Raw genomic sequence first — 22128 nt, forward strand, 5'->3', positions numbered from 1 at the left:
GTCCCATGACGAACGTCTCCCTGAACGCCCCGGTCCGCGCCGACACCGTCGGCAGCTTGCTCCGTCCGGACGGTCTCCATGCCGCGCGCCGACGTTTCGATCTCGGCGAGATCGATGCGGCTGCGCTGCATGAGATCGAGGATCAGGCGATCGCCGATGTCATCGCCTATCAGGAGGGGATCGGGCTCCCCGTCGTCACCGACGGGGAGTTCCGGCGCGAAAACTGGTGGATCGATTTCGTCCGCAAGCTCGAAGGCGTCGAGATCGTCGCTGGCGGCGGGACGGCGTTTGCAACCAATGAGGCGCCGCGATACGTGCCGAAATCGGTGCGGGTCTCGGGGCGGGTCGGCGCGGCCGGACCGATCCTGGTCGACGACTTCCGCTTCGTCCGGAAGAACGCCAGGGCCATCGCCAAGATCGCGGTGCCGTCGCCGACACGGCTGCACTTTCATGGCGGCCGCAAGTCGGTCTCGATCGAAGTCTATCCAGATATCGAGGCCTTCTTCGCCGATGTTGCAGCGGTCTACCGCCGCGAGATCGCCGCGCTGGAAGCGGCCGGCTGCCGCTACATCCAGATCGACGATCCCCTGCTCAGCTACTTTCTCGATCCCCATCTGCGGGCCGAAATCGTCACCGACGGCGATGATCCCGATACGCGGCTGCGGCGCTACATCCGCCTGATCAACGACTGCATCGCGGAGCGCTCTGCGGCGACGACGATCGGCATCCATATCTGCCGCGGTAACGCGCGCAGCACCTGGCTGGCGGAGGGCACGTATGAAGGGCTCGCCGATACCTGCTTTGCGCTGCTCAACGTCGATCGCTTCCTGCTCGAATATGACGATGAACGAAGCGGCTCGTTCGCGCCGCTTCGTTTCATGCCGAAAAGCAAGCAGGTCGTGCTCGGCCTGGTTACGACCAAGCATGCCCGGCTCGAGGACAAGGATGCCCTGAAGCGGCGGCTGGATGAGGCCGCCAGGCTGATCGATCCGTCGTTCCTCGCGCTCAGTCCGCAATGCGGCTTCGCCAGCGTGGTCGAAGGCAATCTGATCACCGAAGCCGACCAGCGCGCCAAGCTGGCGTTGGTGGTGCAGACGGCAAGGGAGTATTGGGACGCGGCGTAAGGGGGCGAATGAAGCGCGAGCAGGGGGCTACTTCACCGGCCGCTTCTCGAGCTTCCTGGCCAAGGTGCGCCGATGCATCCCCAGCCTCCGCGCCGCCTCCGAGATGTTAAAGTCCGTCTCGATCAGCGTCTGGTGGATGCGCTCCCATTCCAGCGTCTTGATCGAGGTCGGGCGGGCATCGAGTGCGACCTCGGCGTTGCCTTCGGCCTTGTTGAAGGCGGCCTCGATGTCGTCGGTGTTCGACGGCTTTGCCAGGTAGTGACAGGCGCCCAGCTTGATCGCCTCGACGGCGGTGGAGATGCTGGCAAAGCCCGTCAGCACCACGATCAGCATCTCCGGATCGTGCGTGTGCAGCAGCTCGACGCAGGCGAGCCCGGAGGCGCCGCCGAGCTTGAGATCGACCACGGCATGGCCGAAGGATCGCTCCTCCAGAACTTTGCGCACCTCTTCGATCGAAGCTGCGAGGACGACCTCGTAGCCGCGGCGCTCGAACGAGCGCTTCAGCGTGCGCGCGAAGCCGGCATCGTCCTCGACGACGATGAGCGAACGGTCAGGCGTCAAATTGACCTCCGATCGCGAGCGTTGCGAGCGGCAGGGTGAGGCGGACGGTGGCGCCGCGCTTCCTGTGGTTCTCGGCGGTCACGGTGCCGCCGAGCTTGCGCACGACGTTCATCACCAGGAACAGGCCGAGCCCGCCGCCGGCGCGGCCCTTGCTCGAGTGATAGGGCTTCCCGAGCTGCGCCAGCATCTCCGGCGCAAAGCCCGGGCCGCGGTCGCTGATCGACAGCACGAGATTGTCGCCCTCGCGCTCGGCCAGCAGCTCGACCCATTCACGCGAGACCTCATAGGCATTGTCGAGCACGTTGAAGATCACCTGCTTCAGCGCGATGTCCGAGACGATGGCGACGTCCTCGCCGAAAGTATTGACGAAATAGAGCGTGCGCGCCGAGCGGGCGTCGCGCCACTCGTCCACCAGCGCGGTGACGAAGGCCGTCACCGTCGTCGGCGAGGAACCTTCGCCGCGCGCCTCGCCCGCCGACACCAGGATGCCCGTCACGATGGTCTTGCAGCGTTGCAGCGAGGTTTCCATCTCCGCGAGATCCTCGGCAAGCTCCTGGTCGGCGGCGAGATCGGGCATGCGGCGCCAGTCGCTGAGAATGACCGACAGCGAGGCGAGCGGCGTGCCGAGCTCATGCGCCGCGCCGGAGGCGAGCAGGCCCATGCGGACGATGTGGTCCTGCTCGGCCGCGTGCTGGCGCAAGGCCGCCAGATGCGCATCGCGCTCGCGCAAATTCCTGTTGATGCGGGTGACGAACACCACCAGCAGCACCGCGTTGAGAACGAAGCCCAGCAGCATGCCTGCCACGGTGAGGCTGTAGGTCTCGCTGATCGGGTTCGGCGGCAGGTCGAGCGGCCGGTACGCCAGGGTCAACCAGACGAAACTCGCACAGGTCAGCGCGACCAGCGACCAGGTCGAGCGACCATCGAGCAGCACCGCGCCGAGGGTGACCTGGAGCAGGAACAGCGAGGTGAAGGGATTGGTGGCGCCGCCGCTGAGGTAAAGCTGCGCGGTCAGCGCGGCGACGTCGAGCATCAAGGCGACCAGCAGCTCGTTGTTGGTGATCGCGGCGCGATGGCGCACCCAGACGAGGCTGGAGACGTTGAGCAGCACGAGCGCGCCGATCACCGCGCCCATCCGTTCCAATGGCAGGGGAATACCCAGGCCAAAATGCACGCCGCCGATGGTCACGATCTGGCCGACCACCGCGGTCCAGCGCAGCTGGATCAGCAGCGCCATGTTCTTGCGGTTGGTCTCGTCGTCGGTCGGCGCAACGCCGATCAGCTCGCTGCGCACGTCCGCCTGCGATTGCAGCGTGACGGCGTCATGCGTCTTCCCGTCGTCAGGTCTGCTCGACGATCGTTCCAGCATCTGATCCCGTCCTGCGGGTGACAGCGTCCGAGCCGCCGTCCGGTTCGTGGACGAAGCGCTTGCGGCGGAACAGCCCGCCGCCGAATGTGACGAAAAGTTTACCCGCCAGCATGAACGCCAGGGCAAACCACGTCAGCGCGTAGATCAGGTGGTTATTGGGAAAGGCGACCACGGTCAATCCGCCGATTGGACCGGGGCCGGATTGTGATCCGGCGTCGGCATCGACGAAGAAGGGCGCGACGTTTTCGAGACCGCGTGCCGCCGCAATCGCGGCGACATCCCGCGAATACCAGCGGTTGTGCTGGGGCACGTTATTCCGGAGGAATCCGCCCTTCGGCTCGCTCATGCGGAGCAGGCCCGTGATCTCGACCTGGCCGTCCGGATTGCCGTTCTGGCGCGTCGATGCGTCGCGCCGCTCGGTCGGCACGAAGCCGCGATTGACCAGGACCTGTGTGCCGTCGCGGCGCTGAAGCGGCGTCAGCACCCAATAGCCCGGGCCTTCCTCGGTGACGGCTTGGACCAGCGTCTCGCGGTCATGCAGGAAGCGGCCGGCGACGCTGACGTGCCTGTATTCGTCGTTCGCGGCGGTGACCGCGGGCCACGCCGCAGGCGAGGCGAGCGGCTGGGCCGGGGCATGGACGCGCTGCTCGACGCGGTCGATCAGCGCCAGCTTCCAGGCGCGGCGCTCGACCTGCCAGACGCCGAGCGCGATCAGAAGTGAAAAGGCCGTGAGCGAGAGGACCGTGAGCCACAGGGACGGGCGCGCAGCCTTGTGGCGCGCGCCCGTTGCCTTGCTCGTCACGGTCCCGGGTTCGCTCACTTCATTCCGCTCATCTGGTGGATCGGCATCATGTTGCTGTTGAGGTGGTTCATCACCCACAGCGAACCGGACAGCGCGATCACCACCATGACGATGGTGAAGATCAGCGCCATCATGCTCCAGCCGTTCTCGGACGTCGTGTTCATGTGCAGGAAGTAGACCATGTGCACGACGATCTGAACGACCGCGAAGGCCATGATGACCAGCGCGGTGATCTGCTTGCTCGGCAGCGCGCCGCTCATCACCAGCCAGAATGGGATTGCGGTGAGCACGACCGAGAGCACGAAGCCGAGCATGTAGGTCGAGAACGAGCCGTGGGCGTGGCTGTCGCCGTGGTGATGATCGCCCGCGTGGGCGGCGTGGGTATCGGTGTTCATCGCAGAACTCCCAGGAGATAGACGAATGTGAAGACGCCGATCCAGACCACGTCCAGGAAGTGCCAGAACATCGACAGGCACATCAGGCGGCGGCGGTTGGCCTCGATCAGGCCGAACTTTTGGACCTGCACCATCAGCGTCACCAGCCAGATGATGCCACAGGAGACGTGCAGGCCGTGGGTGCCGACCAGGGTGAAGAAGGAGGACAGGAAGGCGCTGCGCTGGGGCGTCGCGCCTTCGTGGATCATGTGGGCGAACTCGGTGAGCTCGATGCCGATGAAGGCGAGGCCGAACAGGCCGGTGATCGCCAGCCACATCTGCGTCTGCGCGACCTTGTTCTGCTGCATCGTCAGCATGGCAAAACCATAGGTGATCGACGACAGCAGCAGCATCGACGTGTTCACCGCGACGAGGTCGAGGTCGAACAGGTCCTTCGGCGCGGGCCCGGCGGCGTAATTGGCACCGAGCACGCCGAAGGTGGCGAACAGCATCGCGAAGATGAGGCAATCGCTCATCAGGTAGATCCAGAAGCCGAGCGAGGTGCTGTAGCCTTCCGGATGCGGGTGTTCATCGGCGAGATAGAAGACCGGCTCGCCGGTCTGCGAGGGATTGACAGAGACGGTCATTTACTTGGCTCCGGCGAGCAGTTTGGTGCGCGCGTCCTCGGTCCGGATGACGTCCTCAGCCGGAATGTCGAAGTCGCGGTGATAGTTGAAGGTGTGACCGATCCCGACGACGAGCATCGCGATAAAGCTCACGGCGGCCAGCCACCAGATGTACCAGATCAGGCCGAATCCCATCGCGGTGGCGAGGCCGGCGAGGATGACGCCGGTGCCGGTGCTGCTGGGCATGTGGATCGGCTTGAACCCGGTGAGCGGACGCTGGTAGCCGCGCTTCTTCATGTCCCACCACGCGTCATTGTCGTGAACGACGGGGGTGAAGGCGAAGTTGTAGTCCGGCGGAGGCGATGAGGTCGCCCATTCCAGCGTACGTGCATCCCAGGGATCGCCGGTGACGTCCTTGAGTTGCTCGCGCTTGAGCAGGCTGACCGCGAACTGCATCAGCATGGACAGGATGCCGAGGAAGACGAGGAAGGCACCGATCGCGGCGATGACGAACCAGATCTGAAGCGAAGGGTCGTCGAACACGCGCAGGCGGCGGGTCACGCCCATCAGGCCGAGCACGTAGAGCGGCATGAAAGCGAGGTAGAAGCCGACGACCCAGAACCAGAACGACAGCTTGCCCCAGAACACATCGAGCTTGAAGCCGAACGCCTTCGGGAACCAGTAGTTGATGCCGGCGAAGGCGCCGAACACCACGCCGCCAATGATGACGTTGTGGAAGTGCGCGATCAGGAACAGGCTGTTGTGCAGCACGAAGTCGGCCGGCGGCACCGCGAGCAGCACGCCGGTCATGCCGCCGAGCACGAAGGTCAGCATGAAGGCGACCGTCCACATCATCGGCAGCTCGTAGCGGATCCGGCCGCGATACATCGTGAACAGCCAGTTGAACATCTTCGCGCCCGTCGGGATCGAGATGATCATCGTGGTGATGCCGAAGAACGAGTTGACGCTGGCGCCCGAGCCCATCGTGAAGAAGTGGTGCAGCCAGACCAGGTACGACAGGATGGTGATGACGACCGTGGCGTAGACCATCGAGGTGTAGCCGAACAGCCGCTTGCCGGAGAAGGTCGAGGTGACTTCCGAGAAGATGCCGAACGCCGGGAGAACCAGGATGTAGACCTCGGGATGACCCCAGATCCAGATCAGGTTCACGTACATCATCGGGCTGCCCCCGAAATCGTTCGTGAAGAAGTTGGTGCCGACGTAGCGGTCGAGCGAGAGCAGCGCGAGCACGACGGTCAGGACGGGGAAGGAGGCGACGATCAGGATGTTGGTGCAGAGCGAGGTCCAGGTGAACACCGGCATCTTCATCATGGTCATGCCGGGGCAGCGCAGCTTGACAATGGTACAGATCAGATTGATGCCGGATAACGTCGTTCCGACGCCTGCGACCTGCAGCGCCCAGATGTAATAGTCGACGCCGACGTCGGGACTGTAGCCGATGTTCGACAGCGGCGGATAAGCCAGCCAGCCGGTGCGGGCGAATTCGCCGATGAACAGCGAGGCCATCACCAGCACGGCGCCGCCGACCGTCATCCAGAAGCTGAAATTGTTCAGGAACGGGAACGACACGTCGCGGGCGCCGATCTGCAGCGGCACGACATAGTTCATCAGGCCCGTGACCAGCGGCATCGCCACGAAGAAGATCATGATCACGCCGTGGGCGGTGAAGACCTGGTCGTAGTGATGGGCGTTGAGATAGCCTTCGGAGCCGTTGAAGGCCAGCATCTGCTGGCCGCGCATCATCAGCGCGTCGGCAAAGCCCCGCAGCAGCATCACGATGCCGAGGATCATGTACATGATGCCGATGCGCTTGTGGTCCACGGTGGTGAACCATTCGCGCCAGAGGTAGCCCCACAGGCGGAAATAGGTGAGGCCGGCGAGCAGCGTGGCGCCGCCGAGCGCGACCACCGCGAAGGTGCCGACGACGATTGGCTCGTGCAGTGGCAGCGACTCGAGGCCGAGCCGGCCGAAGATGAGCTTGAGAAGATCAGGAGACATGCGCGTTCTCTTTAGGAGTCTGACTTCGGACGCTGTCCGAGGAAGAAGGACGAGGACTTCAGCGGCGTGAAGATCGGCCGCTTCAGGCCGGCGCCGAGCAGCGGCGCGGTGTCGGTCGGTGCCGTGATCGAGGCAGTGGTCCTGCCCTGCGGTGCATCGGGCGTGCAGGTGCCGGCGACGAAGGTCGGCTCCGGCCCGAGCACGGTGCCGCGGCGGGCGTACTTGTCGTAGGCCAGCGGCAGCGTGTTGTTCAGGCCTTCGTGGCCATTGCCGCCCTTGGCGTCGATTGCCATCATCTCGCTCTGGCACATCTTGCCGGTCTCGACGCACATGTTGAGGATCAGGCGGTAGAGATCGGAATCGACCGTGCCCCAGCGGCGCACCGGCTCGTTCTGGCTCGGCTTCTCGAGCTGGAGATATTCGGCGCGGCCGAGCGAGCCCCCAGCAGATTTGGCCTGTGCGATCCAGGCGTCAAAGCCCTTGTCGTCGAGGCCGTGGAAGTTGAAGTGCATGCCGGAGAAGCCGGCGCCGCTATAGTTCGCCGAGAAGCCCTTGTAGATACCGGCGTGGTTGATCACGGCGTGCAGCGACGTCTCCATGCCCGGCATCGCGTAGATCTGTCCGGCGAGTGCGGGGATGTAGAACGAGTTCATCACCGAGGAGGCGGTGATGTGGAAGTTGATCGGGCGATCAACCGGCGCGGCGAGCTCGTTGACGGTGGCGATGCCGTAATCCGGATAGATGAAGAGCCACTTCCAGTCGAGCGCGACGACATCGACCACGAGCGGAGCCTTGGACTGGTCCAGGGCGCGGTCGGCATGGATGCGGCCGATGTTGCGATAGGGGTCGAGCAGATGCGTGCCCATCCAGGTCAGCGCGCCCAGGCAAATGATGATCAGCAGCGGGGCCGACCAGATCACCAGCTCGAGCTTGGTCGAGTGATCCCATTCCGGCTCGTAGCGGGCCGAGGTGTTGGACTGGCGGTAGCGCCAGGCGAACAGCACCGTCAGCGCCATCACGGGGACGACGATCAGGAGCATCAGAACGGTGGAGATGATGACGAGGTCGCGCTGCTGGGCAGCGATGTCGCCGGCTGGCGCCAGCACGATGTAGTTGCATCCACTGAGCGCAGCTGCCAGAGGTAGCAGCGCCAGGATCTTGAGACGGGACACGGGCCGAGCCTTATGAGAATGAGTTTCCTTTGCGGGGCCAACGGGTAGCTGCGGCGCAGCAATCCGGACATTGGACAATTTGTCCAATGTTGCAGTGCGGAATGTTGGGTCAGACAGAACCAGATTGCCCGGCTTCCCGCCGGGCGGTCGGCTTTGGTTTTCAGGACGTTAAGGGCGCACGAATGGCGACGGCACAGACCCCCGCAATGGCAGACCTCCACTCGGGCGAGCACGGCCACGACCAGGCCAGTCCCGGCGAGATCGCCATCGGCGTCATCATCGGCCGCACCTCGGAATTCTTCGACTTCTTCGTGTTCGCGATCGCCTCGGTGATCGTGTTCCCGCGCCTGGTGTTCCCGTTCACGAGCGAACTGACCGGCACTCTCTATTCATTCATGGTCTTCGCGCTGGCCTTCATGGCCCGGCCGATCGGCACCGTCATTTTCATGACGGTCGACCGCGCATACGGCAAGACGGCGAAGCTGATCTCGGCGCTGTTCCTGCTCGGCACCGCCACCGTCGCGCTGGCGTTCCTGCCCGGCTATCACGAGATCGGCGTTGCCGCGATCTGGCTGCTGGCGCTGGCGCGGATCGCGCAGGGCCTGGCCTGGGGCGGCGCCTGGGATGGCATGGCTTCGCTGCTGGCGCTGAATGCGCCGCCGTCCAAGCGCGGCTGGTACGCGATGGTGCCGCAGCTCGGCGCCCCGCTGGGCCTGATCGTGGCGAGCGCGCTGTTCGCCTATTTCGCCGGCAATCTCTCGGCCGACGACTTCTTCGACTGGGGCTGGCGCTATCCGTTCTTCGTCGCGTTTGCCATCAACGTCGTGGCGCTGTTCGCGCGCCTGCGCATGGTGACGACCGAGGAATATGCCTCGCTGTTCGAGACCCGCGAACTCCAGCCGTCGCGCATCTCCGAGACCGTCGCGCGCGAAGGCCACAACATCATGCTCGGCGCCTTCGCGCCGCTCGCGAGCTTCGCGCTGTTCCACATGGTCACGGTGTTTCCGCTGTCCTGGGTGTTCCTGTTCACCCGCGAAAGCCCGGTGCGCTTTTTGATCATCGAGATCGTCGCCGCCGTGTTCGGCGTCGGGGCGATCGTGCTCTCCGGCATCATCGCCGACCGCGTCGGCCGCAAGTCGCTGCTGATGGGCTCGGCGATCGCGATCGCGATCTACAGCGGTTTCGCCCCGCAGCTGCTCGACGCCGGCGCGTTCGGCGAGACCATCTACATGGTGATCGGCTTCATTCTGCTCGGCCTGTCCTTCGGCCAGTCCTCGGGCGCGATCGCCTCGAACTTCAACCAGATGTATCGCTACACGGCCTCGGCGCTGACCTCGGACATGGCCTGGCTGTTCGGTGCCGGCTTCGCCCCGTTGGTGGCGCTTCTGCTCGCCACCAATCTCGGCGTCATCGCCTCGGGTGCGTATCTGCTGTCAGGCGCGTTCTGGACCCTGCTCGCGCTCTGGCTCAGCGGCCAGCGCGAGGCGGGGGATATGGACGCGGGGCGCTAAGAGGCTCGCGTCGTCGCCGCATCAAAGGCGTCGTAGGGTGGGCAAAGGCGCGCAGCGCCGTGCCCACCATCTGTCGATGATTGCGATCGGGAATGGTGGGCACGCTTCGCTTTGCCCACCCTACGGCAGTTATGCTTGTCCGAGACGACAGCAGAGCTCGTGGTCCGTAGCCTCAATCCGCCACGACCTTCACGCGGTCGCGCACCTTCACTTGCGCGGTGCGATCGAGGCCGTTGAGCACGCGGAAGCGTTCGGCGGGGTGATCGACGCCGGCCATGCGGTGGGACAGCGATTCCACGGTGTCGCCGGGCTGCACCGTGATGACCTTGATGCGCAGCGGGCGCGCGGCCTGGATCTCGTCGAGCGTCAGGCGGCGGAATGAATTGACGGTCTCGCGCGCGTTGCGCTCGCTCTCGGTCGATTTCTGCCGCGCCGCGAAGATGAAGCGATAGACGTCGCTGCCGAAGCGCAACGCATAGACCTTGAACTGCCACTGATCGCCCTTGGCGGTGGCGGACGCGGCCGGAAAACCGTTGATGGTGATGTCCTCGGTGGAGGTCTTGTCGACGCCCTCCATCCAGCCGGAATTGAGGTAATCGCCGAGCGACTGCTCGGCCGGCACTCTCACCACGTCGAAGCGCATCGCCTGCGAGCCGCCGTCGCGCACGCCGATCACCGCCTGCGCGGTATTGTCGAGCGTGAAATTGTCCGGCGCCTGGAAGGTGAAGCCGAGTTTCGGGTGCAGGAAACGCCGGCCGCGCACAAACCCTTCGCTGGGATCTTCGCCATAGACGAGGTTGTCGATCGCGGCGAGGTAGGTTTCGCGGTCGCGCTCGGCGCCCTCGGGCGCAGCATATTGCCGCGCGATGGTCTGCGCATTCTGCACGCGCTCCGGGGTGGCCGGATGCGACGAGGTGAAATCCTGCGCGCGTGGATCGAGCGAGGTCTTGCCGGCCTTCAGCTCGGCATTGCGCTCCATCGCCGAGAGGAAGCGCGCGGCGCCATACGGGTCGAAATGGGCCTTGGCGGAAATGCCGACGCCGATGCCGTCGGCCTCGAACTCCTGGTTGCGCGAAAAGCTCGCCATGGTGAGCTTGGTCTTGGCCAGCGCCAGCGCGGTGAGATCGGGATCGTTGCTCATGTCGGTGACGACGCGGGTGACGATCGCGGCCTGGCGCGCCTGATCCTCGCGCATCGCGGCGTGCTTGGACAGCACATGCGCCATCTCATGGCTGAGCACCGAGGACAATTCCGACGTATCGCTGGCAAGCGCGAGCAGGCCGCGGGTGACATAGAGCTGGCCGTTCGGCAGGGCGAAAGCGTTCACCGCGCCGGAATTAAGGATGGTGACCTTGTAGCCCTGGTCGGGGCGGTCGGACGCCGCGACGAGCCGGTCAACGGTCTTGCTGACGAGCGATTCGAGCCGGGGATCGTCGTAAGTTCCGCCATAGCTCGCCAGGATACGCTCGTGTTCCTTTTCGGTGGCGGGGGTCTGTGCGACGGCCGGCTTGGGCTTGGGCATCGCGACGGTCGGCGGGGCTGCCGCGGTCTGGAACCGGTTCATATCACCGCAACCGGCGAGGGCTGAGCCCAGCACGAGGCATAGCGCGGCCGGCGCCGCCCGCAGGCGACGGCGTTCACTCCATACGTGCCGTTCTAGCACCCCATTCACGTCGCTTAACCCGTGCTGGCCCTTTTTAGGGCCTTACCCCTGTCGGCTCGTTTGCGCCCAGCAACTCGACCTGTCCCACGAGGCGCACATCGATCCGTGGCCCCGTATTCCCTTCAACCCAGCCCCGGACGCGAATACGTCGATTCTCCAGGGACTTAAGAGTGATCCCGGCGTTTTCGAACGCCGGCTGTATGCGCCTTGAAATAGTCACCGCAAAGCCGCGTGTCCAGTTCCGTCCGAAGTTGAGGTAGGTCATTGCCCCAGCTTGCCGGACCGACAGGACTTTGCCTTCGACCACCATAAAGCGCCCGATCCCCGCCCAAATATCGTCCGGACTTTCCGCGTTTTTTATGGCCGACGGGTCAGCCCAGCTGCCCATTTTTTGGCGCCGCGCCTCGGCCTCCGCCGCCATCAGGGCCGCCGCGCAGTCCTTGTCGGCGATCTCGGCAGAGACGATGGCCTCGCCCCGGGCGAGCAGAATGGCCTGGACCGAAATATCGCTTTCGCCGACGAAGACCAGCGCGGCTTGCCGGCCGTAGCGATCGGGCGTGTCGTCCGCGCTCCGCAGATTCACGTCGCGGCCGACGAGCAGCGAGCTCAACGCCTGCTTCGTTGTCGCGGTTGCTTCGATCCCGGTGAGGCGGACCTCGCGACCGTCGTCGAGACGCACGCTGCGGGCATCGACGATTCCCGCGACGCGGCCTTCGCCCTGCGTTTCGAATTGGCACGGTGTCGCGAGCGCGGTGTGAGACGCGAACAGAAGAATTGCGACGATGAGGTGAAGCAGTCGCGTCACGTTGCCCGGAGAGGTTGCGTTTCGGGCCAAGTTTAACTCAAGCGTGGCGGGACGCGAAGAGGCTTCGTCACACGCCGTCATTGCGAGCACGGCACTCGTAGGGTGGGCAAAGCGAAGCGTGCCCACGTCTTTTGCTAACCGCGCGCGGCTGGTGGGCACGGCGCGAAGAGCGCCTTTGCCTACCCTACGGCAGCTGGTTTGACGCTTCGCTATTGCCTCACACGCCGTCATTGCGAGCGCAGCGAAGCAATCCAGAATCCCCCGCGGAAGGACTCTGGATTGCTTCGCTCAGCTCGCAATGATGTGGAGACATGTATCCGTACCTGACCATTCCGCTTTGCGGAAAACGTGCGCGTCAATCGTGTCGCGGGTCGCGCACCTTCGCTTGCTGCGCTCTCGCGCATGCGGCATGATTGCGGCAATAGCGATAGCCAAGAGCAACAACCAAGCCGCCATCAGAGTACGGCGCGATAAGGGAGGTCTTTTTCGATGAAGCATGTTTTGTCGGGCATTTTTGCTGCCGCGTTAGCCCTGAGTGCGAGCGCCGCGCAGGCTCAGGACAAGCCGCCACTCAAGATCGGCGGCATCCTCGACATGTCGAGCCTGTATGCCGACATCACCGGCCCCGGCAGCGAGACCGCGGCCAAGATGGCCGTTGAGGATTTTGGCGGCGAGGTGCTGGGACGCAAGATCCAGGTGCTGGCAGCCGACCATCTCAACAAGGCCGACCTCTCGGCAAACATCGCCCGCGACATGCTCGACAACCAGGGCGTCGAAATGATCTACGACGTCGCGGCTTCGGCCACTGCGCTTGCCGCCGGCGAGATCGCGAAAGCGCGCAACAAGATCATCATGTTCAACGGCCCGGGCTCGATCCGTCTCACCAACGAGGCCTGTGGTCCCTACACCATCCATTACGTGTTCGACACCTACGGCCAGGCCAACGTGACTGGCCTTGCGGCCGTGAAGTCCGGCCTCGACAGCTGGTTCTTCCTCACCGCCGATTACGCCTTCGGACAGGACCTGGAGAAGGACACCAGCGCCGTCGTCACCAAGACCGGCGGCAAGGTGCTCGGCAGCGTGCGCCATCCGCTCAACACGTCGGATTTCTCGTCGTTCCTGCTGCAGGCGCAGGCCTCCAAGGCCAAGGTGATCGGCCTCGCCAACGCCGGCGGCGACACCGTCAACGCCATCAAGCAGGCGGCCGAGTTCGGCATCACCAAGGGCGGCCAGAAGGTCTCGCCGCTGCTCGCCTTCGTCTCCGACATCGACTCGATCGGGCTGGAGACCGCGCAGGGCCTGCTGCTGGCCGAAGCGTTCTACTGGGACCTCAATGACGACACGCGCGCGTTCTCGAAGCGCTTCATGGAGCGCACCAAGCGCGTGCCGACCTCTGCGCAGGCCGGCGTCTATTCGTCCGTCACGCATTACCTGAAGGCCGTGAAGGCGGCGGGCACGACCGACTCGGCCACCGTCATCAAGGTGATGAAGGAGACGCCGATCAATGACTTCTTCGCCAAGAACGGCAAGATCCGCGAGGACGGCCGCATGATCCACGACATGTATTTGTTCGAGGTCAAGAAGCCGTCGGAGTCCAAGGGCCGCTGGGACGACTACAAGCTGCTTGCCACCGTGCCCGGCAACGAGGCGTTCCAGTCGCTGGAGCAATCGCGCTGCCCGCTGGTGAAGAAGTGACGCGAAGCGTCATCCCGGGGCGCGCGTAAGCGCGAACTATGGTGCGCAATTGCGCGCCTGAGGATCTCGAGGTTCCGGGTTCTCGCTTCGCGAGCCCCGGAACGACGACCAAACAACAACAAGGGAAACGTCGCATGAACGACATGGTCCTGCAAAAGCTCGAAGGCGGGCTGCTCACCATCACGATGAACCGACCCGAGCGGAAGAACGCGCTCAATCCCGACATGGTCGCCGGGCTGGTCGAAGCCGCGCGGCGCGCGGCCGACGATCCCGAGGTGCGCGCGGTGCTGTTCAAGGGCGCGGGCGGCTCGTTCTGCGTCGGCGGCGACGTCAAGTCGATGGCGGCAGGCCGTGCGCCGCTGCCGTTCGAGGTGAAAATGGCGAACCTGCGCCGCGGGATGGAAGTCTCGCGCATCCTGCACCAGATGCCGAAGCCCGTGGTGGCACAGCTCGACGGCGCCGCTGCCGGTGCCGGCCTTTCCATGGCGCTGTCGTGCGATCTGCGCATTGCCTCCGAATCCTGCAAGATCACGACGGCCTTCGCAAAAGTCGGCTTCTCCGGCGACTACGGTGGCACCTATTTCCTCACCCAGCTGCTCGGCAGCGCGCGGGCGCGCGAGCTCTATCTGATGTCGCCGGTGCTCACGGCGAAGGAGGCGCATGCGATCGGCATGGTGACGAAGGTCGTCCCCGATGCCGAGATCGATGCCGCCGCGCACGAGCTCGCACTGTCGCTGGCGCAGGGGCCGTCGATCGCGCTCGGCTTCATCAAGCGCAACATCAACAACGCCGAGCATCTGGCGCTGGAAGATTGCTTCGACGGCGAAGCCATCCATCACACCCGTTGCAGCGACACCGAGGATCACAAGGAAGCCGCGAAGGCCTTTGTCGAGAAGCGCAAGCCGACCTTCAGGGGCGCATGACGATGGCGCCCTATATGCGGCTGCGGCAGATCTGCCTCGTCGCGCCGCAGCTCGCGCCTGTCATCTCCGGCATCGCCGAGATCATGGGCCTCGCCGTCTGCTACCGCGATGGCAATGTCGCCAAATACGGCCTGGAGAACGCGCTGCTCCCGGTCGACACGATCTTGCTGGAGGTGGTCGCGCCCTTCAAGGACGGCACCACCGCCGGCCGCTTCATCGAGAAGACCGGCGGCCGCGGCGGGTACATGGCGATCTTCTGCTGCAACGATCCCGACGAGCGCGGCCGTAATGCCAATGCGCTCGGCGTGCGTACCGCCAACGTGATCGACCACGCGCCGTATCACGGCGTGCAGCTCCACCCCCGCGACTGCCGTGCCGCCTTCATCGAGTTCAACCACACGAAAGGCAGCGATGATATTCTGGGCCCGTACCCGCCGGCAGGGCCGGACTGGCAAAAATTCATCCGCAAGGACGTGACGCAGGCGCTGACGGCTGTGGAGATGCAGAGCCCGGATCCGCAGGGGCTCGCGGAGCACTGGGGCAAGATCATCGGAATTGTGCCGAGTGACGATGCCGAATTGAAGCTGCCCAATGCCACCTTCCGCTTCGTGAAGGGCACAAACGAGATCATGAGCGCGCTGGAGTTTCAGGTCGCCGATGTCGCGGAGGTGCTGCACGTGGCCAAGGCAAAGGGGCTCGCGGTGGCCGGTCATGAGTTCTTGCTGGGCGGGGTGACGTTCCGCGTCAGGTGAATGCTCTAAACCCTCTCCCCTTGTGGGAGAGGGCGGCTCGCCGCGGTAGCGGCGAGACGGTTGAGGGGTCTCTCTCCGCGAACGCCTTCGCAGTTGGATCCGCGGAGACAACCCCTCATCCGGCGCTTCGCGCCACCTTCTCCCACAGGGGGAAGGAAGAAAGAAGCTACCTTCCCTTAAAGTTCGCCGCGCGGCGCTCTTCCGTGGCCTTGACGCCTTCCTTGAAGTCTTCCGTCGCACGCAGCCGCGTTTGCTCGGCGAGTTCGTGGTTGGTCGCGGCCATGACGCGGTCGGCGAGATTGGCGCGCATCGTGGCGCGGGTGGAGAGGAGGCCGAGTGGCGAGCATTCGGCGATCTCGGCGGCAAGCTTCATCGCGCCCGCCTTCACCTGGTCCTGCGGCACCAGCTCGTTGGCGAGGCCCCACTTGACCGCCTCTTCGCCGGTCACGCGGCGGCTGGTGTAGAACATCAGCTCGGCGTTGTTCTTGCCGATCAGCTCGGGCAGCGTCACGGTCAGGCCGAAGCCGGGATGGAAGCCGAGCTTGGTAAAATTCGCGGAGAAGCGTGCTTCGGGGCAGGTGACGCGGAAGTCGGCGGACACAGCGAGCCCGAGCCCGCCGCCAATGGCCGCTCCTTGCACGGCCGCGACGATCGGCTTCTTGGCGCGGAAGATGCGCACGGCCTGGATGTAGAGATGGTTGATCGGCCCGAGATTGTCGGCGGGATCGCCCTTCTTCTCGGCCTCGCGCGCCTCCTGCGCCTGCCGCGCGGGATCGCCGAAGTTCGCACCGGCGCAGAACGCCTTGCCCTGTGCCGAGAGAACCGAGGCGCGGATCTCGATGTCGCGGTCGAACTCGTCGAGCGCATCCGCGATCTGGTTGATCAGCGAGATGTCGAAGAAGTTCAGCGGAGGCCTGCGGATTTCGATGGTGCCGACGTGGCCGACCTTCTCGACGCCGATATCTTTATAAGTGCTCATGATGATCCTCGTGAATTAGCGCAAACCAAGTCCGCGGGCGATGATGCCGCGCAGCACCTCGGTGGTGCCGCCCTGGATGGTGAGTTTCGGTGCGGTCTTGATGGCGAAGTCGAGCTGCCGCTCCAGCGTCTCGCGGTTGGTCGCGGTCTCCTCGACGAAGGCGGCGAGATCGCGCACGCGGTGCGGAAGCTGTTGCTCCCAGACCGTGCCGATGTCCTTGACGATGGAGGCTTCCACCACCGGCTCCTTGCCGGCTTGCAGCATGCCGGCCACCGAGACCGACATGCGGCGCATGGTGTGGAGCTGCGCCACGAGACGGCCGATGCCTTCGGCGCTGCGCGTGTCCGGGTTCGGACCGACCGCGCGGACCAGCTCGGTCAGCACGTAATAGGTTTCGAGGAAGCGTTCGGGACCTGAGCGCTCATAGGCGAGCTCACTGGTCGCCTGCTTCCAGGCGCCGTCGACTTCGCCGAGGACGTGATCGTCGGGCACGAAGAAGTCGGTGAACACGACCTCGTTGAACTCGTACTGGCCGGTGATCTGGCCGATCGGGTTCACCTGAATGCCCGGCTGCTTCATCTTGACCAGGAACTGGGTCAGGCCGTGACGGCGGTTTTCCTTGGTCGGCTGCGACGTGCGGAAAATCGCGATCATGTAGTCGGCGATGTGCGCAGACGAGGTCCAGATCTTGGTGCCGTTGATGAGATAGCCGCCATCGGTCTTGGTCGCGCGCGTCTTCGCGGCGAACAGGTCCGAGCCGGAGTTCGGCTCGCTCATGCCGATCGCAAAGCAGATCTCGCCGCGGCAGATGCGCGGCAGGATATCCATCTTGATGTGCTCGGGCGCGTATTTGATCAGCACCGGCCCGCTCTGGCGGTCGGCGACGAAGAAACGCCGCGTCGGCGCGTTGGCGACGCGCATCTCCTCGGTGACGACGTAGCGCTCGAGGAACGAACGTTCCTGGCCGCCATATTTCTTCGGCCAGGTCATGCCGAGCCAGCCCTTGGCGCCGACCCGGCGGGAAAATTCCGGCGCGTCGGTGTCCTCGCGGTTGGGCTTGTGCGGATCGAAGGTGCCGGCGGCGATCTCCTCGGCGAGGAACGCGCGCACTTCCTTGCGCAATTGCTCGCACTTCTCGGGCAGGCGGATCGGATCGAAACGAAGGGCAGCGGTCATTGTTGTCTCGTCCCCTGATCAGCGCGAAGCCACGAGCGGCCACAATTCGTCGGCGCCGCGATTGGCGACCAGCTTGCCGAGCTCGACGGCCCAGTGGCTTTCCGACCCGAAATCGTCGCGCCAGGCCAGCGCCCGCAGCGAATAGCGGTGCAGGATGTGCTCGATGGTGAAGCCGATCGCGCCGTGAACCTGATGCGCGATGGCGCCGCCTTTCTCCGCGGCCTCCGCGCAGCGGATCTTTGCGGCGGCGGCTTCGAGGTAGACCTCGTCGTCAAAGCTCTTCGCGTTCGCGATGGCATCGGCTGCGGAGGTTGCAGCCGCAAGCGCCGCGGCGGACTCGCCGGCGAGACGGGCAAGATTGTGCTGCACCGCCTGGAATTTCGAGATCTTCTTCTCGAAGGCGACGCGCTCGTTGGAATAGCGCACGGAGATGTCGAGCATCGCTTCCAGCGCGCCGGCGATCTGAAGGCTGCGCGCAACGCCGCCCATCAGCATGAGCGTGGTCTGGTCAAAGCCCTTCGCGGGCTTGACGGTGACGGGCTGGACCTTGTCGAGCGTCACGGTGTCGCTGTGGTCGTAGCCGACGTTGAGTCCGGATTCGATCCGGCCCTTGCTCGCATCGACCAGCGCGATGGAAACGCCGTCCTTGCCGTGCGCCAGCACCGCAAAATGCTTCGCCGCCTTCGCAAAGGGCACGCCGCGGGCGCGGCCGGAGAGTGCGCCGTCGGCATCGAGCGTGATGCGATCCTTCGGCGAGGCCGGCAGCACCGTCATCTCACCTTCCGGTGAAGAAATTTTCGCCTGCGCAAGCAGCCAGCCCGCAAGCATGGTTTCGGCCAGGGGAACCGCGACTGCAAAGCGGCCGGCGGCGTTCAGCAGCGCAAAACCGTCGGCGAGGCTGGCGCCGGAGCCGCCGAGATCGTCAGGCACCCAGGATAGCGGCAAGCCGGCCTCGCTCAGCGCCTGCCAAAGCGGCGCCTGCCACGAATCCTTCTTGTCGTTGTTGATGGTCTGCGGATCGGCGAGATCGGCGAAGATCTTCTCCGCGGTCTCGACGACGATATTGTCACTCTCCGCCACAGCGTTCCCCGTGTTTTGCCATTGGCGCGTTCCGCCCGTGAGGCGCGCGCAGGTTCTTCTTGCGCCCGATGATCCGAAAAAGCCATGGCTCTGACAAGCGTTGATCGCAGGCCCATCTGCGGCTCCGGCATGGGCGCGAGAACCGGTCTGGACTAATTCCGCTTAGCGGAGTTTGCTCGATTTGCAGGGCGCGGCAAACTCGCTAAACAGGGCCAGTTCTAAGAGCTCGCATTCAATCAAGGGGAAGGAAATCCGGATGGCTAAAGACGGCTTGTGCGCAATCGTGACGGGGTCCGCATCCGGACTGGGGGCTGCGACCGCGGAAATTCTCGCGCGGAGCGGGGCGCGGCTCGTCATCAACTATTCCTCGAGCCAGAAGGACGCCGAGGCCACGGCCGAACTCTGTCGCAAGGCGGGCTCTCCGGAAGTTCTGGTCGCGCAGGGCGACGTGTCAAAGGATGACGATTGCCGCAAGATCGTCGCCGCGGCGGCCGGCTGGGGCCGGCTCGACGTGCTCGTCAACAATGCCGGCACCACCAAGCATGTGGCCCATGCCGATCTCGATGGATTGTCGGCCGAGGATTTCCAGCGCTTGTACGGCGTCAACACCATCGGCCCGTTCCAGATGGTGCGTGCGGCGCGCAGCCTGCTCGAGGCCGGGGCGAAGGCGTCGGGACGGCCGTCCGCCGTGGTCAACATCTCTTCGGTCGCCGGCATCAGCGGCGTCGGCTCGTCGATCGCCTATGCCGCGAGCAAGGGCGCGCTCAACACCATGACGTTGTCGCTGTCGCGCGCGCTGGCGCCGCTGATTCGCGTCAACACGGTGTGCCCCGGCTACATCGACACGCCCTGGTTCACCAAGGGGCGCGGCGAGGCCGGTGCCAAGCAGGTGCGCGACAGCGTGGTGGCGAAGGTGCCGCTCAAGGTCGCATCGACCGCCGACGACATCGCGCAGCTCGTCTGCTTCCTGGCAATGCCGGCCTCCAGCAACATGACCGGCGAGGTCGTGCGCATGGATGCGGGGATGCATCTGATTACTTAATTCGTCATTGCGAGCGAAGCGAAGCAATCCAGAGAGCGTCCGCGCGGACAGTCTGGATTGCTTCGTCGCAAGGGCTCCTCGCAATGACGGAGTGCGAGGGCAGCGTCGTGCACCGCTACCCTTTTATCACGCCGCTCGCGACCAGCCGATGCCAGATGAACAGCACCACCACCGCGCCGATCGTGGCCATGATGAAGCCGGCGCCCTGGTCTGGGCTGTAGTGCCCGATCGCCTGTCCGATGAAGGTGGCGAGAAACGCACCCGCAATGCCCAGGATGGTGGTGAGGATGAAACCGCTCGGGTTGTTCGGCCCCGGCGCCAGCCAGCGCGCGATGAGGCCGGCGACGAAGCCGACGACGATGATCCACAACAGGCCGCCGAAACTCATGACAGTGCTCCCCTTGCCTAGAATCTGCAGATCGAACGTCGTTTAAATTCGGCCCGAGAGCTCATTCTCGGTCGGCAGCCGCCCGTCCGGCGTCAGATGGTCGATCACCTGCGGCAGATATTGACTGAGGCCGGAGAGCAGCTCGTCGCGCGACAGGCCACTTTGGGCGGACAGGCTTTGGATCTGGTCGGCGCCGAGGGCGCTGGCGAGATCGCCGGGCGCGATCGCCTTGTTCTCGCCCTTGCCGACCCAGGAATTCGCGGCCTCGCCGTGGCCGCCCTGCTGAAGCTGGTTGAGGAGATCGCCGAGACCGCCGCTCAGCACGGTGCCGGCGGCGCCGCCCGCGAGCAAGCCGCCGAGGCCGCCCTTGAGCAGGTCGCTGAGGCCGCCGCTACCACCGGGGCCGCCGGGAACAGCGCTGCTGCCCGTATTGACAGGTGTCGGAGGCGGCAGCGGCGAGCGCTGCTGCGATGCCGGCGCCGCGTCGGGCTGGCCTGCCGTCAGATGCTTGAAGGCCTTCCAGGCGATCAGGCCGAGCAGCGCCATGGTCATTGGCGACATGCCGCCGGAGGATTGCTCAGAGCTGGGCGTGCTCGGGCCGCGGGGGCCATTCTGCATGCCGTTGAGGACGTCGAGTAGACCCATGGTGCTCTCCTTTGGCGTTCTCGTCGGCGAGTTCTCGCCGGTGACAGCCCCCGGGGCAAAAACATATGGGGCTCTCATGACGGTTACAAGGCGAATGCATCGCAACCAATGGGCAGCCGGCGCCGCCTCTGCTATCGAAGGCGGGCCATTAAAGGGAGCAAGGTCAGGTGATTGCGGATCGACCGATCGTGGTGGCCGGCGCAGGCGCCATCGGCTGTTTCGCCGGCGGCATGCTGGCGGCCGCCGGCCGCCGCGTCGCGCTGCTGGTGCGGCCGCGGGTCAAAACCGAGATCGAGCGGTTCGGCCTGCGGCTGACCGATTTCGACGGCTCCGAGAAGAAGCTCGGCGCGGGCCAGCTCGCGCTGTCGGAGGATCCCGCGATCTTCCACAACGCCGGCATCGTGCTGGTCACGGTGAAGAGCGCCGACACCGCCGATGTCGCGGACCAGATCGCGCGGCACGCGCCGCAGGATGCGGTCATCGTCTCCCTGCAAAACGGCATCGGCAATGTCGCGGTTCTGCGCGAGCGCCTCGGCGGCCGGCGCGTTCTCGCCGGCATGGTGCCGTTCAACGTGATCGCGATGGGCGAAGGGCGTTTTCACCGCTCGACGTCCGGCGACATCCATGTCGGCGAGGACGAGGCGAATACGGCGGCAGCGCTGTCGGTGCCGGGTCTTGCCGTGCGCGCCAGTCGCGACATCACCGGCGTGCAATGGGGCAAGCTGATCATCAATCTGAACAATGCGCTCAGCGCGCTGTCCGACATGCCGCTCGCCGCGCAACTGGCGAACCGCGACTGGCGAAAACTGTTCGCCGACCAGATGGCGGAAGGCCTCGCCGCGCTGAAGGCCGCCGGCATCGCGCCGGTCTCGTCGACGCCGATCCCGATGAAGTGGTCGCCGACCCTGCTGAGGCTGCCCGACATGATCTTCAATGCGATCCTCGGCCGTACGATGAAGATCGATCCCGAGGCGCGCTCCTCGATGTGGCAGGATTTGAAGCAGGGCCGCACGACCGAGATCGACTATCTCCAGGGCGCAGTCATCGCACTCGCCGAGCAGAACAACGTCGAGGCGCCGCTGATGCGCCGCATTGTTGCGCTGATCAAGGAGGCCGAGGCAGCAGGCAATGGTCCACCTCGGCTGACGCCGCAGCAGATCCGCGGGTAGCGCGAGAGTGCAGGGGGGCGCGATGAGGCGTTGTTTGGTGATCGGATTCGCGCTGGCGGTGCTCTGCGGCGCAACGACGCTTGCCTACGCGAGGCCGCCGACGGTCATGAACTCGCCCGGCTATGACAGGCGGCTGCAGGAGAGCCGGTCGCAGTTGGGTAGTTCGCCGACGGTCACCGGGCCAGCGAGTGCGCCGGTGGTCAAACCGAAGCGGACTAAGAAGAAGCAGCCGAACTGAAGCGTGGCAGCGCCC

The 22128-nt window shown here is 65.0% G+C and carries 22 protein-coding genes; 8 read left to right on the forward strand and 14 right to left on the reverse strand.

What is annotated here, in order from left to right; genetic code table 11:
* The first annotated feature begins 5 nt into the window (after positions 1-5).
* The gene (locus NLM25_RS03475; protein WP_254136044.1) at positions 6-1124 is read left to right on the forward strand and encodes a 5-methyltetrahydropteroyltriglutamate--homocysteine S-methyltransferase; all 1119 of its coding nucleotides are present in this window, start codon (positions 6-8) and stop codon (positions 1122-1124) included.
* Between the two features lie 27 nt (positions 1125-1151).
* Here the strand turns inward: NLM25_RS03475 and NLM25_RS03480 are convergent, their stop codons facing one another.
* From NLM25_RS03480 to cyoA, 7 genes are read right to left on the reverse strand one after another with little or no spacing between them, the layout of a single operon-like run.
* Positions 1152-1685, reverse strand: a complete 534-nt coding sequence (locus tag NLM25_RS03480; RefSeq protein ID WP_254115257.1) for a response regulator transcription factor — start codon at positions 1683-1685, stop codon at positions 1152-1154.
* Positions 1675-3054 (reverse strand): ATP-binding protein, encoded by a 1380-nt coding sequence (locus NLM25_RS03485; protein WP_254136045.1) that lies wholly within the window; start codon positions 3052-3054, stop codon positions 1675-1677. The genes NLM25_RS03480 and NLM25_RS03485 overlap by 11 nt, the downstream gene beginning before the upstream one ends.
* Positions 3026-3874: an SURF1 family protein gene (locus NLM25_RS03490; protein WP_254136046.1), complete on the reverse strand. Its 849-nt coding sequence runs from the start codon at positions 3872-3874 to the stop codon at positions 3026-3028. The genes NLM25_RS03485 and NLM25_RS03490 overlap by 29 nt, the downstream gene beginning before the upstream one ends.
* Positions 3871-4251 carry a cytochrome o ubiquinol oxidase subunit IV gene (gene cyoD, locus NLM25_RS03495; RefSeq protein WP_254115260.1) on the reverse strand — a complete coding sequence of 127 codons (381 nt, stop codon included), beginning with the start codon at positions 4249-4251 and terminating at the stop codon, positions 3871-3873. Before cyoD ends, NLM25_RS03490 begins: the two co-directional genes overlap by 4 nt.
* A complete protein-coding gene (cyoC, locus tag NLM25_RS03500) occupies positions 4248-4877 on the reverse strand; it encodes a cytochrome o ubiquinol oxidase subunit III (protein WP_254115261.1) in 630 nt (209 codons plus the stop codon). Before cyoC ends, cyoD begins: the two co-directional genes overlap by 4 nt.
* Complete coding sequence (cyoB, locus tag NLM25_RS03505; protein ID WP_254115262.1) at positions 4878-6875, reverse strand: cytochrome o ubiquinol oxidase subunit I; 1998 nt, start codon at positions 6873-6875, stop codon at positions 4878-4880.
* Positions 6876-6886: 11 nt separating this feature from the next.
* Positions 6887-8047 (reverse strand): ubiquinol oxidase subunit II, encoded by a 1161-nt coding sequence (gene cyoA, locus NLM25_RS03510; RefSeq protein WP_254136047.1) that lies wholly within the window; start codon positions 8045-8047, stop codon positions 6887-6889.
* A 182-nt stretch (positions 8048-8229) separates the two neighbouring features.
* Here cyoA and NLM25_RS03515 point away from each other — a divergent pair, with 182 nt between their 5' ends.
* Entirely contained in the window at positions 8230-9558 is a 1329-nt protein-coding gene (locus tag NLM25_RS03515; protein ID WP_254115264.1) for an MFS transporter, read from the forward strand.
* A 172-nt stretch (positions 9559-9730) separates the two neighbouring features.
* Here the strand turns inward: NLM25_RS03515 and NLM25_RS03520 are convergent, their stop codons facing one another.
* Positions 9731-11122 carry a M48 family metalloprotease gene (locus NLM25_RS03520; RefSeq protein ID WP_254115265.1) on the reverse strand — a complete coding sequence of 464 codons (1392 nt, stop codon included), beginning with the start codon at positions 11120-11122 and terminating at the stop codon, positions 9731-9733.
* 133 nt (positions 11123-11255) lie between these two features.
* On the reverse strand, positions 11256-12107 hold the full coding sequence (locus NLM25_RS03525) for a thermonuclease family protein (RefSeq protein ID WP_254141104.1): 852 nt from the start codon (positions 12105-12107) through the stop codon (positions 11256-11258).
* A 408-nt stretch (positions 12108-12515) separates the two neighbouring features.
* Here NLM25_RS03525 and NLM25_RS03530 point away from each other — a divergent pair, with 408 nt between their 5' ends.
* The 3 genes from NLM25_RS03530 (at position 12516) to NLM25_RS03540 (ending at position 15396) form a co-directional block, all read left to right on the forward strand.
* Positions 12516-13721 carry an ABC transporter substrate-binding protein gene (locus NLM25_RS03530; protein ID WP_254115266.1) on the forward strand — a complete coding sequence of 402 codons (1206 nt, stop codon included), beginning with the start codon at positions 12516-12518 and terminating at the stop codon, positions 13719-13721.
* 134 nt (positions 13722-13855) lie between these two features.
* Entirely contained in the window at positions 13856-14644 is a 789-nt protein-coding gene (locus NLM25_RS03535) for an enoyl-CoA hydratase (RefSeq protein WP_248881154.1), read from the forward strand.
* 2 nt (positions 14645-14646) lie between these two features.
* The gene (locus NLM25_RS03540) at positions 14647-15396 is read left to right on the forward strand and encodes a hypothetical protein (RefSeq protein WP_254141105.1); all 750 of its coding nucleotides are present in this window, start codon (positions 14647-14649) and stop codon (positions 15394-15396) included.
* Between the two features lie 166 nt (positions 15397-15562).
* Here NLM25_RS03540 and NLM25_RS03545 read toward each other — a convergent pair whose 3' ends face one another.
* Genes NLM25_RS03545 through NLM25_RS03555 form a run of 3 tightly spaced genes read right to left on the reverse strand, consistent with a single transcriptional unit; the run spans position 15563 to position 18631 of the window.
* The gene (locus tag NLM25_RS03545) at positions 15563-16375 is read right to left on the reverse strand and encodes an enoyl-CoA hydratase/isomerase family protein (protein ID WP_063980654.1); all 813 of its coding nucleotides are present in this window, start codon (positions 16373-16375) and stop codon (positions 15563-15565) included.
* A gap of 15 nt (positions 16376-16390) precedes the next feature.
* Entirely contained in the window at positions 16391-17551 is a 1161-nt protein-coding gene (locus tag NLM25_RS03550; protein WP_008133127.1) for an acyl-CoA dehydrogenase family protein, read from the reverse strand.
* 18 nt (positions 17552-17569) lie between these two features.
* Positions 17570-18631 (reverse strand): acyl-CoA dehydrogenase family protein, encoded by a 1062-nt coding sequence (locus NLM25_RS03555; protein WP_254136048.1) that lies wholly within the window; start codon positions 18629-18631, stop codon positions 17570-17572.
* A 256-nt stretch (positions 18632-18887) separates the two neighbouring features.
* Here NLM25_RS03555 and NLM25_RS03560 point away from each other — a divergent pair, with 256 nt between their 5' ends.
* On the forward strand, positions 18888-19673 hold the full coding sequence (locus tag NLM25_RS03560; RefSeq protein ID WP_254136049.1) for an SDR family NAD(P)-dependent oxidoreductase: 786 nt from the start codon (positions 18888-18890) through the stop codon (positions 19671-19673).
* Positions 19674-19788: 115 nt separating this feature from the next.
* On the opposite strand, the gene NLM25_RS03565 is transcribed toward NLM25_RS03560, so the two are convergent.
* Entirely contained in the window at positions 19789-20061 is a 273-nt protein-coding gene (locus tag NLM25_RS03565) for a GlsB/YeaQ/YmgE family stress response membrane protein (protein WP_254115271.1), read from the reverse strand.
* Between the two features lie 42 nt (positions 20062-20103).
* Complete coding sequence (locus NLM25_RS03570; RefSeq protein ID WP_254115272.1) at positions 20104-20706, reverse strand: YidB family protein; 603 nt, start codon at positions 20704-20706, stop codon at positions 20104-20106.
* A 167-nt stretch (positions 20707-20873) separates the two neighbouring features.
* Between NLM25_RS03570 and NLM25_RS03575 the strand changes: the two genes are divergently transcribed.
* The gene (locus NLM25_RS03575) at positions 20874-21875 is read left to right on the forward strand and encodes a 2-dehydropantoate 2-reductase (protein WP_254136050.1); all 1002 of its coding nucleotides are present in this window, start codon (positions 20874-20876) and stop codon (positions 21873-21875) included.
* 22 nt (positions 21876-21897) lie between these two features.
* Positions 21898-22113 (forward strand): hypothetical protein, encoded by a 216-nt coding sequence (locus tag NLM25_RS03580; protein WP_254136051.1) that lies wholly within the window; start codon positions 21898-21900, stop codon positions 22111-22113.
* Positions 22114-22128 lie beyond the last annotated feature (15 nt).

It is taken from the genome of Bradyrhizobium sp. CCGB01 (assembly GCF_024199795.1).
In the GTDB taxonomy this organism is placed as follows: domain Bacteria; phylum Pseudomonadota; class Alphaproteobacteria; order Rhizobiales; family Xanthobacteraceae; genus Bradyrhizobium.

What these genes read in the sequence shown, in the direction of transcription:
- NLM25_RS03550 (WP_008133127.1), bottom strand. Translation starts at nt 17,551, where the DNA reads ATGACCGCTGCCCTTCGTTTCGATCCGATCCGCCTGCCCGAGAAGTGC.
- NLM25_RS03520 (WP_254115265.1), bottom strand. Translation starts at nt 11,122, where the DNA reads ATGAACCGGTTCCAGACCGCGGCAGCCCCGCCGACCGTCGCGATGCCC.
- cyoD (WP_254115260.1), bottom strand. Translation starts at nt 4,251, where the DNA reads ATGAACACCGATACCCACGCCGCCCACGCGGGCGATCATCACCACGGC.
- NLM25_RS03540 (WP_254141105.1), top strand. Translation starts at nt 14,647, where the DNA reads ATGGCGCCCTATATGCGGCTGCGGCAGATCTGCCTCGTCGCGCCGCAG.
- NLM25_RS03560 (WP_254136049.1), top strand. Translation starts at nt 18,888, where the DNA reads ATGGCTAAAGACGGCTTGTGCGCAATCGTGACGGGGTCCGCATCCGGA.
- cyoB (WP_254115262.1), bottom strand. Translation starts at nt 6,875, where the DNA reads ATGTCTCCTGATCTTCTCAAGCTCATCTTCGGCCGGCTCGGCCTCGAG.
- NLM25_RS03535 (WP_248881154.1), top strand. Translation starts at nt 13,856, where the DNA reads ATGAACGACATGGTCCTGCAAAAGCTCGAAGGCGGGCTGCTCACCATC.
- cyoC (WP_254115261.1), bottom strand. Translation starts at nt 4,877, where the DNA reads ATGACCGTCTCTGTCAATCCCTCGCAGACCGGCGAGCCGGTCTTCTAT.
- NLM25_RS03525 (WP_254141104.1), bottom strand. Translation starts at nt 12,107, where the DNA reads ATGACGGCGTGTGACGAAGCCTCTTCGCGTCCCGCCACGCTTGAGTTA.
- NLM25_RS03570 (WP_254115272.1), bottom strand. Translation starts at nt 20,706, where the DNA reads ATGGGTCTACTCGACGTCCTCAACGGCATGCAGAATGGCCCCCGCGGC.
- NLM25_RS03580 (WP_254136051.1), top strand. Translation starts at nt 21,898, where the DNA reads ATGAGGCGTTGTTTGGTGATCGGATTCGCGCTGGCGGTGCTCTGCGGC.
- NLM25_RS03565 (WP_254115271.1), bottom strand. Translation starts at nt 20,061, where the DNA reads ATGAGTTTCGGCGGCCTGTTGTGGATCATCGTCGTCGGCTTCGTCGCC.
- NLM25_RS03485 (WP_254136045.1), bottom strand. Translation starts at nt 3,054, where the DNA reads ATGCTGGAACGATCGTCGAGCAGACCTGACGACGGGAAGACGCATGAC.
- NLM25_RS03475 (WP_254136044.1), top strand. Translation starts at nt 6, where the DNA reads ATGACGAACGTCTCCCTGAACGCCCCGGTCCGCGCCGACACCGTCGGC.
- NLM25_RS03530 (WP_254115266.1), top strand. Translation starts at nt 12,516, where the DNA reads ATGAAGCATGTTTTGTCGGGCATTTTTGCTGCCGCGTTAGCCCTGAGT.
- NLM25_RS03515 (WP_254115264.1), top strand. Translation starts at nt 8,230, where the DNA reads ATGGCGACGGCACAGACCCCCGCAATGGCAGACCTCCACTCGGGCGAG.
- NLM25_RS03545 (WP_063980654.1), bottom strand. Translation starts at nt 16,375, where the DNA reads ATGAGCACTTATAAAGATATCGGCGTCGAGAAGGTCGGCCACGTCGGC.